The sequence below is a fragment of the Streptomyces sp. NBC_00289 genome, assembly GCF_041435115.1.
GTDB lineage: Bacteria > Actinomycetota > Actinomycetes > Streptomycetales > Streptomycetaceae > Streptomyces.
Genome location: NZ_CP108046.1, coordinates 5,927,123 through 5,940,081 on the forward strand (window position 1 = coordinate 5,927,123; position 12,959 = coordinate 5,940,081).

The 12,959-nt window shown below is 69.3% G+C and carries 13 protein-coding genes; 8 read left to right on the plus strand and 5 right to left on the minus strand.

Annotated features, from left to right (window positions below):
• Window positions 1-72 precede the first annotated feature (72 nt).
• From OG985_RS26905 to dxs, 4 genes are read left to right on the plus strand one after another with little or no spacing between them, the layout of a single operon-like run.
• Complete coding sequence (locus tag OG985_RS26905; protein ID WP_371670909.1) at window positions 73-1,098, plus strand: 4-hydroxy-3-methylbut-2-enyl diphosphate reductase; 1,026 nt, start codon at window positions 73-75, stop codon at window positions 1,096-1,098.
• 4 nt (window positions 1,099-1,102) lie between these two features.
• A complete protein-coding gene (gene ispG / locus OG985_RS26910) occupies window positions 1,103-2,278 on the plus strand; it encodes a flavodoxin-dependent (E)-4-hydroxy-3-methylbut-2-enyl-diphosphate synthase (RefSeq protein ID WP_371670910.1) in 1,176 nt (391 codons plus the stop codon).
• Between the two features lie 42 nt (window positions 2,279-2,320).
• Window positions 2,321-3,394, plus strand: a complete 1,074-nt coding sequence (locus tag OG985_RS26915; protein ID WP_371670911.1) for a polyprenyl synthetase family protein — start codon at window positions 2,321-2,323, stop codon at window positions 3,392-3,394.
• Between the two features lie 10 nt (window positions 3,395-3,404).
• Entirely contained in the window at window positions 3,405-5,420 is a 2,016-nt protein-coding gene (gene dxs / locus OG985_RS26920) for a 1-deoxy-D-xylulose-5-phosphate synthase (protein ID WP_371670912.1), read from the plus strand.
• Window positions 5,421-5,522: 102 nt separating this feature from the next.
• On the opposite strand, the gene OG985_RS26925 is transcribed toward dxs, so the two are convergent.
• Together OG985_RS26925 and OG985_RS26930 are read right to left on the minus strand one after the other, a co-directional pair.
• Entirely contained in the window at window positions 5,523-6,065 is a 543-nt protein-coding gene (locus tag OG985_RS26925) for a hypothetical protein (protein WP_331718632.1), read from the minus strand.
• Window positions 6,066-6,159: 94 nt separating this feature from the next.
• Window positions 6,160-7,002 (minus strand): IS5 family transposase, encoded by an 843-nt coding sequence (locus OG985_RS26930; protein ID WP_331718633.1) that lies wholly within the window; start codon window positions 7,000-7,002, stop codon window positions 6,160-6,162.
• Window positions 7,003-7,289: 287 nt separating this feature from the next.
• Between OG985_RS26930 and OG985_RS26935 the strand changes: the two genes are divergently transcribed.
• Both OG985_RS26935 and OG985_RS26940 read left to right on the plus strand, forming a co-directional pair.
• Window positions 7,290-7,649, plus strand: coding sequence for a helix-turn-helix domain-containing protein (locus OG985_RS26935; protein ID WP_371670913.1), 360 nt, complete (start codon window positions 7,290-7,292; stop codon window positions 7,647-7,649).
• Window positions 7,646-8,329: an IS630 family transposase gene (locus OG985_RS26940; RefSeq protein ID WP_371670914.1), complete on the plus strand. Its 684-nt coding sequence runs from the start codon at window positions 7,646-7,648 to the stop codon at window positions 8,327-8,329. Before OG985_RS26935 ends, OG985_RS26940 begins: the two co-directional genes overlap by 4 nt.
• A 14-nt stretch (window positions 8,330-8,343) precedes the next feature.
• On the opposite strand, the gene OG985_RS26945 is transcribed toward OG985_RS26940, so the two are convergent.
• The 3 genes from OG985_RS26945 to OG985_RS26955 all read right to left on the minus strand — a co-directional run bounded on the left by OG985_RS26945 (window position 8,344) and on the right by OG985_RS26955 (window position 11,294).
• Window positions 8,344-8,883 carry an HD domain-containing protein gene (locus OG985_RS26945; RefSeq protein ID WP_371670915.1) on the minus strand — a complete coding sequence of 180 codons (540 nt, stop codon included), beginning with the start codon at window positions 8,881-8,883 and terminating at the stop codon, window positions 8,344-8,346.
• Window positions 8,884-8,908: 25 nt separating this feature from the next.
• Complete coding sequence (locus OG985_RS26950; RefSeq protein WP_371670916.1) at window positions 8,909-9,346, minus strand: GntR family transcriptional regulator; 438 nt, start codon at window positions 9,344-9,346, stop codon at window positions 8,909-8,911.
• 205 nt (window positions 9,347-9,551) lie between these two features.
• Window positions 9,552-11,294: a dolichyl-phosphate-mannose--protein mannosyltransferase gene (locus tag OG985_RS26955; RefSeq protein WP_371670917.1), complete on the minus strand. Its 1,743-nt coding sequence runs from the start codon at window positions 11,292-11,294 to the stop codon at window positions 9,552-9,554.
• A gap of 95 nt (window positions 11,295-11,389) precedes the next feature.
• On the opposite strand from OG985_RS26955, the gene rsmI reads away from it, so the two are divergent.
• Entirely contained in the window at window positions 11,390-12,259 is an 870-nt protein-coding gene (rsmI, locus tag OG985_RS26960) for a 16S rRNA (cytidine(1402)-2'-O)-methyltransferase (protein WP_371670918.1), read from the plus strand.
• Between the two features lie 233 nt (window positions 12,260-12,492).
• A complete protein-coding gene (locus tag OG985_RS26965) occupies window positions 12,493-12,933 on the plus strand; it encodes a hypothetical protein (protein WP_371670919.1) in 441 nt (146 codons plus the stop codon).
• Window positions 12,934-12,959 lie beyond the last annotated feature (26 nt).

Genomic DNA, 12,959 nt, shown 5'->3' on the forward strand with positions numbered 1-12,959 from the left:
TGAGGCTCAAGTGTTCGTCGTGATGAGCTGCGGACGCTGGAACACTGCGTTCTCATTGAGAGGTAGTTAGAATTGAATTCACGTGAGAGATTTCCTGCGCCAGCTCTCCGTGTCCTGCTTGCTGCTCCTCGTGGTTTTTGTGCGGGTGTGGACCGCGCAGTCCTGGCGGTGGAGCATGCTCTGGAGCAATATGGGGCGCCGGTGTATGTGCGCAAGCAGATCGTGCACAACAAGTATGTCGTGCAGACTCTGGAACAGAAGGGGGCGGTCTTCGTCGATGAGACGGAGGAGGTGCCCGAGGGCTCGATCGTGGTCTTCTCGGCCCACGGCGTTGCTCCCTCTGTGCACGACGAGGCGAAGGCCAACAGGCTGGCCACCATCGACGCGACCTGCCCGCTGGTGACCAAGGTCCACAAGGAGGCGGTGCGGTTCGCCGACGAGGGCTACGACATCCTCCTTATCGGCCATGAGGGGCATGAAGAGGTTGTCGGCACCATGGGCGAGGCCCCGGACCGGATCCATCTGGTCGACGGCGCCGGGGACGTCGCAGGCGTTCAGGTCCGTGACGAGTCCAAGGTCGTCTGGCTCTCCCAGACCACGCTGTCGGTGGATGAGACCATGGCCACTGTCGGTGAGCTGAAGAAGCGCTTTCCGCTGCTGGTCAGTCCGCCCAGTGATGACATTTGCTACGCCGCCCAGAACCGTCAGGCGGTGGTGAAGCAGATCGCCCCCGAGACCGACCTGCTGATCGTGGTCGGCTCCAAAAACTCCCACAACTCCTCCGCTCTGGTTGAGGTCGGCCTGGAGTACGGGGCCAAGGCCGCCTACCTGGTCGACTTCGCCGATGAGATGGACGAGGCCTGGCTGGAGGGCGCCTGCACGGTCGGTGTGACCAGCGGTGCATCGGTGCCGGAGATCCTGGTTGAGGGCGTGCTGGAGTGGCTCGCCAAGTGCGGCTACGGCGACGTGCAGACCGTCCGCACGGTGACCGAGAGCCAGCATTTCGCACTGCCACGCGAACTGCTGCGCACCCGAGCCGAGCTGCTGCGAGCCGCAGAGTCAACGCCGCCTTCCGCACCTGCTGATACGGACGGGTGAGGCGATGACCGCGATCCCGCTCGGGATGCCGTCCGTTCCGGTCAAGCTCGCCGGCCGCCGCAAGAGCCGCAAGATCCAAGTCGGGTCGGTGGCGGTGGGCGGCGACGCGCCGGTCTCCGTCCAGTCCATGACCACCACCGTCACCGCGGACATCGGCGCCACGCTGCAGCAGATCGCCGAGCTCACCGCCTCCGGCTGCCAGATCGTGAGGGTGGCGTGTCCGTCGCAGGACGATGCCGACGCGCTCGCGACCATCGCGAGGAAGTCACAGATCCCGGTGATCGCGGACATCCACTTCCAGCCGAAGTACGTGTTCGCGGCGATCGACGCGGGCTGTGCGGCGGTGCGGGTGAACCCGGGCAACATCCGGCAGTTCGACGACAGGGTGAAGGAGATTGCAAAGGCGGCCTCGGAGGCGGGGGTGCCGATCCGGATCGGTGTGAACGCCGGGTCGCTGGACAGGCGGCTGCTGGAGAAGTACGGCAAGGCCACGCCCGAGGCGCTGGTGGAGTCGGCGCTGTGGGAATGCTCGCTGTTCGAGGAGCACGGTTTTACGGACATCAAGATCTCGGTGAAGCACAACGACCCTGTCGTGATGGTAGGCGCCTACCGGTTGCTGGCGGCGCAGTGCGACTACCCGCTGCACCTGGGGGTGACGGAGGCGGGTCCGGCGTTCCAGGGCACGATCAAGTCGGCGGTGGCGTTCGGTGCGCTGCTCAGCGAGGGCATCGGGGACACGATCCGGGTGTCGCTGTCGGCGCCGCCGGCGGAGGAGGTCAAGGTCGGCATCCAGATCCTTCAGTCGCTGAACCTGCGGCAGCGCCGCCTGGAGATCGTCTCCTGCCCGTCGTGCGGGAGGGCGCAGGTGGATGTGTACAAGCTGGCCGACCAGGTGACGGCGGGTCTGGAGGGCATGGAGGTGCCGCTGCGGGTGGCGGTGATGGGCTGTGTCGTCAACGGGCCGGGCGAGGCGCGGGAGGCGGATCTCGGTGTCGCGTCGGGCAACGGCAAGGGGCAGATCTTCGTGAAGGGCGAGGTCATCAAGACCGTGCCGGAGTCGAAGATCGTCGAGACCCTGATCGAAGAGGCCCTGAAACTCGCCGAACAGATGCAGAGCGACGGCGTCGCCTTCGGTGACTCGGGTGGTACCGGGCGGCCCACTGTCACCGCAGTCGGCTGACGAGGTGAAGTGAAAATCAACTACGAGAGCGAAACGCACCACATGGCGAACACCCTTTCAGGCCCTTGCGTCCCCCCTCTTGCTGTGCCGGTTCTCCTGGACCGCGGCAGATCCCTGTGCATGCCGCCGTTGCGGGAGGCTGTGGCTCGGCTGGCCGCACCGATTGATACCGTCGCCGCCTACCACTTCGGTTGGACCGACCGGCACGGCTGCCCCGCCTCGGGCGACGGCGGCAAGGGACTGCGGCCCGCGTTAGCCCTGCTGTCGGCGGAGGCGGTCGGCGCCGGCTCGGAGACCGGGGTGCCGGGCGGGGTCGCGGTCGAACTGGTGCACAACTTTTCCCTGTTGCACGACGACGTGATGGACGGCGACGAGACCCGGCGGCACCGGGCCACGGCCTGGACCGTCTTCGGGGCCGCACAGGCCGTCCTGGCCGGTGACGCCCTGCTCGCCCTGGCCACTGAGGTCCTGCTCGATGCGCCGGACAGTTCGACCGCGAGCGCCGCCGACGCCGCCCGCGCGGTCCGGCGGATCACCACGGCCACCCGTCGGCTGATCGACGGCCAGGCGCAGGATCTGTCTTTCGAGCAGCGTGACCGGGTTACTGTCGCCGAGTGCCTGGAGATGGAGGGCAACAAGACCGGCGCGCTGCTTGCTGCGGCCTGTGCTATCGGCGCGGTGCTGGCCGGGGCCGATGACCGCACGGCAGACGCCCTGGGCCGTTACGGGCACGACTTGGGGCTGGCCTTCCAGGCGGTGGATGACCTGCTCGGCATCTGGGGTACCACCGAGGTCACCGGCAAGCCGCGCTGGGGCGATCTGCGTCGGCGTAAGAAGTCGCTGCCGGTGGCCGTGGCGCTCGCCGACGGCGGCCCGGCCTCCCGCCGGCTGGCCGAACTGCTCGCCGACCCGCAGCCCCGCGCCGAAGAGGACGGGAAGCAGCTCGCCGTCCGCGCTGACCTGATCGAGCAGGCCGGCGGCCGCGCCTGGGCCCGTGACGAGGCCCGTCGCCGTCACACAGGCGCTTTGGCCGCCCTGGACGAGGTGCCCATGCCGGACCAGATACGTGAGTACTTCGTCGCCCTCGCCGAATTCGTCGTCGTGCGGGAGAGGTGACCGAAACGCCATGACCTTCACGACTGGCACCACCGCCAGCGACGCTGGCCTTCCGGCTCCGGAACACACAAACCAGCCACAGGATGCCGGCGCCACGGCACGCTCCACCCTGCTGGGGGCGATCCAGTCCCCCCGGGCTCTTGACTCACTCACGCCCCACCAACTGCCACTCCTGGCTCAGGAGATCCGGGACTTCCTGATCGGCACGGTCTCCCAGACCGGCGGGCACCTCGGCCCCAACTTGGGCGTGGTGGAACTCACCATCGCCCTGCACCGTATCTTCCACTCCCCCCGCGACCGGATCCTGTTCGACACCGGCCACCAGACCTACATCCACAAGCTCCTCACCGGCCGCCACGACTTTTCCCAGCTACGCTTCAGAGACGGCCTGTCCGGCTATCCGTGCAGGGCCGAGTCCGAGCACGACGTCATCGAGAACAGCCACGCCTCCACCGTCCTCGGCTGGGCCGACGGCCTGGCCAAGGCCCACCAGCTGCAGGGCTTCGACGACCGTGCGGTGGTCGCGGTGATCGGCGACGGCGCCCTGACCGGAGGCATGGCCTGGGAAGCCCTCAACAACATCGCCGCCGCCAAGGACCGCCCGGTCATCATCGTCGTCAACGACAATCAGCGCTCCTACTCCCCGACCATCGGCGGCCTCGCCCACCACCTCGCCACACTGCGCACCACCCAGGGCTACCAGCGCTTCCTGACCTGGGGCAAGGAGGCACTGGAGCGCATTCCGGCGGTCGGCCGGCCGCTCTTCAACACCCTGCACGGCGCCACAAAGGGCCCGACGGACGTCATTTCGCCGCAGGGCCTGTTCGAGGACCTGGGGCTGAAGTACCTCGGCCCGGTCGACGGCCACGACATCGCCGCGCTGGGGGCGGCCCTGCGCCGGGCTCGCGACCTTGGCGGCCCGGTGATCGTGCACTGCCTGACCCAGAAGGGCCGCGGCTACCTGCCCGCCGCGCAGCACGAGGAGGACCGCTTCCACGCCGTCGGTGTCATCCACCCGGACACCGGCCTGCCACTCAAGGCCCCGGCCAGGGACTGGACCAGCGTGTTCGGCCAGGAGATGGCCGCCCTTGGCCGGGAGCGCGAGGACATTGTCGCGATCACCGCGGCGATGCTGCACCCGGTGGGCCTGGGCCCGTTCGCCCAGCAGTTTCCCGAGCGGGTCTTCGACGTGGGCATCGCCGAACAGCACGCCGCGGTCTCCGCCGCGGGACTTGCTACTGGCGGACTGCACCCGGTGGTCGCGGTGTACGCGACCTTCCTCAACCGTGCCTTCGACCAGCTCCTCATGGACATCGCCCTGCACCAGTGCGGGGTCACCTTCGTACTGGACCGGGCCGGCATCACCGGCCCCGACGGAGCCAGCCACCACGGCATGTGGGACCTGTCCATCCTGCAGGTCGTCCCCGGCCTGCAGATCGCCGCCCCGCGCGACGCCGACCAGCTGCGCGCCCAGCTCCGCGAAGCCGTCGCCGTCGACGACGCCCCCACCGTCATCCGCTACCCCAAGGGCGCCGTCGGCCCCGCCGTCCCGGCCCTCGGCCGGATCGGCGGCATGGACGTGCTGCACGACAACACCCAGCCGACCGGCACGCCCGCCCTATCCGGGGAGGGCAGCGCCGCCCGGCGGGCCGATGTACTGCTGGTCGCGGTCGGCGCCATGGCGCCCACCTGCCTGGAGGCGGCGAAGCTGCTGGCCGCCCAGGGCGTCACCAGCACCGTGATCGACCCCCGCTGGGTCAAGCCCGTCGACCCAGCGTTGCCCGGCCTCGCCGCCCAGTACCGTGCCGTGGTCACCGTCGAGGACAACAGTCGAACCGGAGGGGTCGGCACCGCGATCGCCCAGGCCCTGCGCGACGCCGCTGTACACGTGCCGCTACGCAACATGGGCATACCGCAACGATTCCTCCCCCACGCCACACGCGAGGAACTCCTCACCGAGACCGGGCTCACCGCCGACGGCATCACCCGCCAGATCACCGCCCTGCTGACAGAGCGCAAGGACTGACCCGGTGACCTATGCAACGAAACCTGCGAAATGTCTGGATCGGGTGATCATCTGGTGCGACTAAGAGGTCACGCAGATTGGTGGCGGTGCAGTTTGGCGGGTTCAGTTCTCCCAGCGCAGATACCAAGTCGGCTTGGTCACTGTGCGTGCTGAGAATCCGTCGCGGGTGGCTTCCGCCTCGGTCGTACTGACGTAACGCAGCCAGTCGAGTTGCCAGCCGAGTTCTTCCTGTACTGCCCTGTCCTGATCGTCGTTGCATGCGTGAGCTGCGCGGGCGATGCCGCCCGTCGCGAAGTTCGCGGCCGCTTCAGCGTCTTTGGGGTCGCCGAAGAAGGCGGCCTTGAGCGCGTGGCCGACGGCGGTGATCACCTCAAAGGGAATGTCGATGCTCTCATCTAGATCGTCGCAGTAGCTGGCTGCTTCTTGATCGAGGGCTTCTGCCAGACGAGCGGCGGTCTCGCCAGGTATGGTCTCGCCGGATGCCCGGCCCCATGCAGCTGTGATCGCTTCCCAAACGTTGCTGCGGTACGGCCGTGCGCAGTCCATGTACAGGTCGAAGACCCGCTCGGCTACCCCTGCGACGAAGGCCGCACGCTGTTCGGGGGACATCCCGAGGATGACGGCGAATTCCGACTCTGGCAGCATGCCGACTTCTTTCTACGGCGGTTGGCCGTCTTCTTCGGGTCACCCATCCTGTGCTGGCGGCTTCGGCCTCATGGTAGGCGCGCAGGGCGGGTACTCAAGGGCGACGGTGGGGGCGTTCGTCCCAGCGATGGGTGGCCCAGGCTCGACGGATCAGGCTACGGATGGTGATGATCGTGTCCGCGAGATCGAAGAAGGCGTTGACGACGGTAGCGCGGCGTTCGTAGCAGCGGGAAAGGCGGTAGAAGGCGTTCTGCCAGGCGTGCGTACGCTCGACATGCCACCGCCGGCTCGCCTGGATCGGCGCCTTCTCACCCTTGTGCGCGATGCGTCCGCGCAGGTCGCGGGCCGCCAGTTCAGCGCGGGTCTTGTCCGAGTCGTAGCCGGCGTCCAGGTGCACCATGATGTCGTTGGGCAGCGGCCCGAGGTCGTCCAGCAGGTCCAGGGTCGGCGAGAGCAGCGGCGAGTCGTGGCGGTTCGCTCCGGCCAGGACCCGGCCGAGCGGGATCCCGTAACCATCCGTCATGCCCGAGCGTTTCAAGCCCTGTTTGCCGCGATCGACCGGTGAGCGCCCGGCGACCTCGCCGCCGCCGGGGGCCTTGGTGATGGAGCCGTCGACGGCGATCTGGTCGAGCACGAGCCCGACGATCCGGTCGTAGGACTCCAGCGTGATCTGCTTGAGTCGGCCAAAGACGCCGAGCCGGATCCATTCGTCGCGGCGGTTGCGGATGGTGGTCGCCGAGCAGGTCGTGTCGGAGATCGCCTGGTAGGAGCAGCCGAACCGCAGGAGTTGCAGCAACTTGTCGAACACGATCCGGTCGCTGATACGGCGCCGGTGGCACCCCAGCGGGTGGGACGGATCGACCGTAGGGCGCTCGGGCAGCAGCGCCGCGAATTGTTCCCAGAGCGGGTCAGTCAGCCATGATGGAAGCACGGGCACAGGTCCCCCCAGTAATCACAGAGCGTCGCAACTCCATGATCACCGGGACCTGTGCCCACCTTGTCGCTGGGGGCTCCCCACGACGTCTATCTGCGCGAGCTCTAAGTGTCTTCCTGGTTGGTGGAGTTGGCCGAGCGAGCGTCACTTGTCGCTTCCGTTCGGCCGGGCAGAGGTGCCGTGTCCTCGCAGAAGAAGTATCCGGTCGCGTTGTGTGCCGAAGATCGTCGGGCTTTGGAGCGCGTGACGACGACGGGGTCCGCAGCGCGTCATTGATCAGGCGGGCGCGGGTGCTGCTCGCGTTGGACACCTCGGCCGGCGCGGTCGCTCCGCGGGTGGTGATCGCGGACCGGGTCGGGGTCTCGTGCGATACGGTCCGCCTGATCTCGAAGCGGTACGCGGAGACCGGTGGTGATGTGTGGGCCACGGTCGGCCGGAAGGCGCGCGCACTCCCGCCGGTACCCTCCGCAGTGACCGGCGAGGTCGAGGCGCGGTTGATCGCACTGGCCTGCTCGACGCCGCCCAAGGGACACGCGCGGTGGTCGCTGCGCCTGCTGGAGAAGCACGTCGCGCTGGTCGAGGACATCCCGGATCTGGACCACTCCACGATCGGTCGGGTCTTGAAAAAACGGAATTGCGTCCTCATGTGAAGAAGTGCTGGACCATCCCGCCGGCTGCGAATGCGGCTTTCGCCGCGGCGATGGAGGACGTCCTGGCGGTCTACCGCCGGCCCTTCGATCCGGCGCGCCCGGTGGTGTGCATGGATGAGAAGCCGTACCAGCTGCTCGGTCACGTCCGCGATCCGCTTCCCGCACGGCCGGGCCGTGACCGGCGCGAGGACAACGAGTACGTCCGCTCGGGGACCTGCTCGATCTTCTGCTGGGTCGAGCCGCTGCGCGGATGGCGGCGCGTGGACGCGCAGTCCCGCCGGACCAGGGTCGACTGGGCGCACCAGGTCGAGCACCTGCTGACCGTGGACTATCCCGACGCCGCCACGGTCGTGCTGGTGATGGACAACCTCAACACCCACACCACCGCCTCGCTCTATGAGGCGTTCGACCCGGCGAGGGCCTTCGCGCTGGCCCAGCGCCTGGAGATCCACCACACCCCCAAACACGGGTCCTGGCTCAACATCGCCGAGATCGAGTTGTCCGCACTCACCCGCCAGTGCCTGGGCCGCCGCATCGACGACCTCGCCGTGCTCAACACCGAACTCGCCGCCTGGCAGGAGTACACCAACAGCAACCAGCGCCAAGTCGACTGGCACTTCACCACCGACGACGCACGCGTGAAACTGCGCCACCTCTACCCAACAACACAGAGAAATTAAGTCGCGACAGTCTACTAGAAGCTGCGCTGACGTACCCGGGTGACCCGGGCCAGTAGCTCGGGTCGAGCCGCGGATACGGCCCGGAACACGACGTGATCCGGGCCGTACCGGTCGAGGACCTCGGTCAGCCGATCCGCAGGATCCACGAGCGTGCCCACGGGGCTGCTGGTCAGGTCGCAGTAGGTGATTGCGTCCACCAGCGTGGGCTCTGCCGGGCCGAACTCTGTCAGCATCTCGCTCAGCCCCAGCTCGGAGGCCTCCCAGGGGGAGGACGTATGGAAGGCAACGACACTGCACAGCCGAGGGTCGGCGCCCACCACGTCGCGCAGATAGCGCGCTCCGTCGATCATGTGCTGCCCCGTGTCCACGGCCGCCCGGGCGTATCCGACGTCATGCGCGACGGCCGCTGCGGCCAGTAGTTCCGCGTCCTCGCCGAGAGCCGGGGCCAGTGTCAGGGCCTGGGAGTAGACGCGCTGGGAATGAGCCCACCGGTTCGGCAGGCTCTCGGCGAGCAAGGACTCCGCGAGGTCGTGAGCCCACTCGGCCAACTGCATGCAAGTACCTCCCAAGCTGTCGAGGTCAGGACGTCGGGCTCACGAACCGCCCGACTCCGTGCTGAGCTTGAACGTGCCCAGCACCTTCCAGTTCGTGCACGGCACGACGGACGGTGCCCCGCGAGACTCCATAGGTCTCGGAGAGCTCTGCCTCGCTGGGGAGCCGAGCGCCGACGGGTAGCTCGCCGGTCCGAATGCGCTCCAACAGGTCCGTCATGATCCGCTTGTACGGCGCCATCTGTGAGCCGCCGCCGACCTGGCGGCCGACCCCGGCGACGGTGGTTACGTCGCCGGTTTCCTCCAACGCGCGAAGCGCGCGACGGACGGTCGTGCGGGCCACGCCGAACTCCCGGCCGATCTCCGCCTCGGACGGAAGGCCATCCGGGTAGGCCCCCTCAGCGATCCTGGCCCGCAGGGCCTCCGAGATCGTCAAGTACGTCCCGCGCGGGCTGGGGTTCGTCACGCGTTCCTCCTTCTTCCGCCGCGTGCGCGGGGTTGCCTGGTGCCTGCCGCGCGCTCCAGCTTCGCACGTCGTCGCCCTGGCGAAAGGGGGCCGATCGCGGGGCCGTCTGGGGGCCGTCCAGAGGCGGCCCACGACCCCTGACGACCGCCAACAACGACCAAGAACGGATCCGGGTGAAATCGCGTGGCGCCTCCTGAATTGGCTGCTAGACCCAGGTGTCCAGCCACATGCGGCCGCGCCAGGAATCCATGGGCAAGGCCTGGCCCGTGAAGATCGGCCAGAAGTAGATGAAGTTCCAGGCGATCAGCAGGGTCAGGACGCCCGCGCCCGTCGCTCCCGCGACCCGGCGGGCGTCGCTCGAGCCCGGTGGGCCGATGATCGCGCCCAGGAGCATCGCCACGGCCAGGCAGAGGAACGGGACGAAGACGACGGCGTAGAAGAGGAAGATCGTCCGCTCCTGGTACATGAACCAGGGGAGGTAGCCGGCCGCGATGCCGCAGGCGATGGCGCCCGCGCGCCAGTCGCGGCGGAACAGCCAGCGCCACAGGACGTACAGGATCGCGAAGCAGCCCACCCACCACAGCAGCGGTGTGCCGATCGCGAGGACCTCGCGGGCGCACTTGCCGCCGGCGTCGCCGGGGCAGCCGGCCGTGCCGGGCGAGGGGGACTCGTAGAAGTAGGAGACCGGACGGCCCAGGACGATCCAGCTCCACGGGTTCGACTGGTAGGTGTGCGGCGAGGAGAGGCCGACGTGGAACTCGTACACCTCGTGCTCGTAGTGCCACAGGCTGCGCCACCAGTCGGGGAACAGCCAGGTCCAGCTGCCGCCCTTGCCGTCGGTCGCGGCCCAGTTGCGGTAGTAGCCGCCGCTGCCGTCCGTGGCGGAGAGGATCCAGCCGGTCCAGGAGACGAGGTAGGTGGCGATCGCGACCGGGACGGTGGCCAGGAAGGCGAGGCCCACGTCGTGCTTGAGCACCGCGAGGTGGGGGCGGCCCGCGCCCGCGACCCTGCGGGAGCCGACGTCCCACAGCACCGCCATCACGCAGAACGCGGCCAGGATGTAGAGGCCGTTCCACTTGGTGCCGATCGCCAGGCCCAGCATCAGGCCCGCCAGCCAGCGCCAGGGACGCAGGCCCAGGCGGGTTGTCTCCGCGGTGTGCGCGTCGGGGCGGACGCGGCCGTCGGCGTCGGCCGGAAGCGCGGCCGCGAGTTTCTCGCGCGCCCTGTCCCGGTCGACGACCAGGCAGCCGAACGCGGCCAGCACGAAGAACATCAGCACCCCGTCGAGCAGCGCGGTGCGGCTCATCACGAAGTGCAGGCCGTCCACCGCCATCAGCGCGCCCGCCAGGCAGCCGAGGAAGGTGGAGCGGAACAGGCGGCGCCCGATGCGGCACAGCAGCAGCACGGACAGCGTGCCGAGCAGCGCGGTCATGAAGCGCCAGCCGAACGGGTCGAAGCCGAAGATCAGCTCGCCGAGCCCGATGACGTACTTGCCGACCGGCGGATGCACCACGTACGCCGCGTCCGACGGGATCCTGATCTGTGAACCGGTGGACAGGACCAGGTCGTTGGCGTTCTTGTCCCAGTTGACCTCGAAGCCGCGGTGGACCAGCGCCCAGGCGTCCTTGGCGTAGTACGTCTCGTCGAATATCACCGCCTTCGGGCTGCCCAGGTGCCAGAAGCGCAGCACGCCCGCCAGCAGCGTGACCAGCAGCGGGCCGCCCCAGCCGGACCAGCGGGTGAGGCGCGTGGCGAGGTGGTGCGGAACGCCGAGGATCTGCCACACCCGCGGGTTGGGCCGGGCGTAGGGCGGCACCAGGCGGTCGCGGACGTCGCTTCTGGGCGCGGCCGTGTAGCCGAAACGGCGCAGCCGCTGCTGCCACGACGGCGGCTGGTCGAGCGGTGCCTGGCCCTGCCGGGTGTCCGTGGAGGACGCGGTACTGGTCACCGCGCCATCGTAGGGAAACGTTCTGTGGGAGTCCCGTGCATGGCGGTACCGGTGCGGATGCGTCGGCCGCCGCCGGCCCCTGGGAGGATGGGCGGGTGACCACTACGCCCGGAACCCTCGTCCTCGCCGGCACGCCCATCGGCGACGTCTCCGACGCCCCGCCCCGGCTCGCCGAGGAGCTGGCCGGTGCCGACGTCGTCGCCGCCGAGGACACCCGGCGGCTGCGGCGGCTGACCCAGGCCCTGGGCGTCACACCCAAGGGACGCGTGCTGTCGTACTTCGAGGGCAACGAGTCCGCCCGGACGCCCGAGCTGGTGGAGGAACTGGTGGGCGGCGCGCGCGTGCTGCTCGTCACCGACGCCGGCATGCCGTCCGTGTCCGACCCCGGGTACCGGCTGGTCGCGGCGGCCGTCGAGAAGGACATCCGGGTCACCGCCGTACCCGGCCCGTCCGCCGTGCTCACCGCGCTCGCGCTGTCGGGGCTGCCCGTCGACCGCTTCTGCTTCGAGGGGTTCCCGCCGCGCAAGGCGGGGGAGCGGCTGGCGCGGCTGCGGGAGGTCGCGGACGAGCGCCGGACGCTCGTCTACTTCGAGGCGCCGCACCGGCTCGACGACACCCTCGCCGCCATGGCCGAGGTGTTCGGCGCTGACCGCCGGGCCGCCGTCTGCCGGGAGCTGACCAAGACGTACGAGGAGGTCAGGCGCGGCGGGCTGGGCGAACTGGCGGCCTGGGCGGCGGAGGGCGTACGCGGGGAGATCACCGTCGTCGTCGAGGGCGCCCCCGAGAAGGGCGCCGAGGAACTCGACGCCGCCGAACTGGTGCGCCGGGTGCGGGTGCGCGAGGAGGCGGGGGAGCGGCGCAAGGAGGCGATCGCCGCGGTGGCCGCCGACGCGGGACTGCCGAAGCGGGAGGTGTTCGACGCGGTGGTGGCGGCGAAGAACGCCGCCGGGCGCACAGGGGTGTGAGACGGCGCACATGCCCTCTGAGCAGGGCGCATCTCCTGTGAGCGGGCGCCCCACGGCTGGGCAAAGGGCTGTCGCGAAAGGCAAAGCGCAGACCCCCTGAGAGAGCCCCTTTGGCAAGGCGGTGCCAAATCGCCTCCAACACTCGACAGGGCTGATGCATTCGCGCCGGCGGAAGCGTCCACTGGTCGAAGGGACGCATCGGTCCCCGTGTCCAGCGGACAAGAGGAGCCGGCATGAGCGAGATCGCAGGACAGGCCGGGATGCACGGGGCGGCGAGCCCGGTGGTTCACGAGTCGTATTCCTTCGCCTGCATGCGCTGCGGGCACGGCTGGGAGCAGTCGTACGAGATCGAGCACCACCGGGACACCGAGGGCCACGAGTTCGTCATGTACGTCACGGACGGTCAGGTCGTGCCGTCCCCGCTGAGCCGGCCCTCGTGCCAGAACTGCGACGGCCACGTGCTGCGGATCATGCGGGCCGGCCAGGTGTCCTCGGCGCTCGGCGCGGTGCACCGGCAGCAGCAGATCCCCCGCAGCCGTCCGGCCGAGGCGCCGCCCGCCGGCCCGGTGGAGGCACCGGCGGCCGCGAGTGAGGCGGCGCCGCACGAGCAGGGCGAGCAGCACCACTGGCACCTGTCCGACCTGCTGCACCCCTTCCACCGCAAGGCGAGCTGACCCCACCGCCGTCCGCGCGGGCGTGC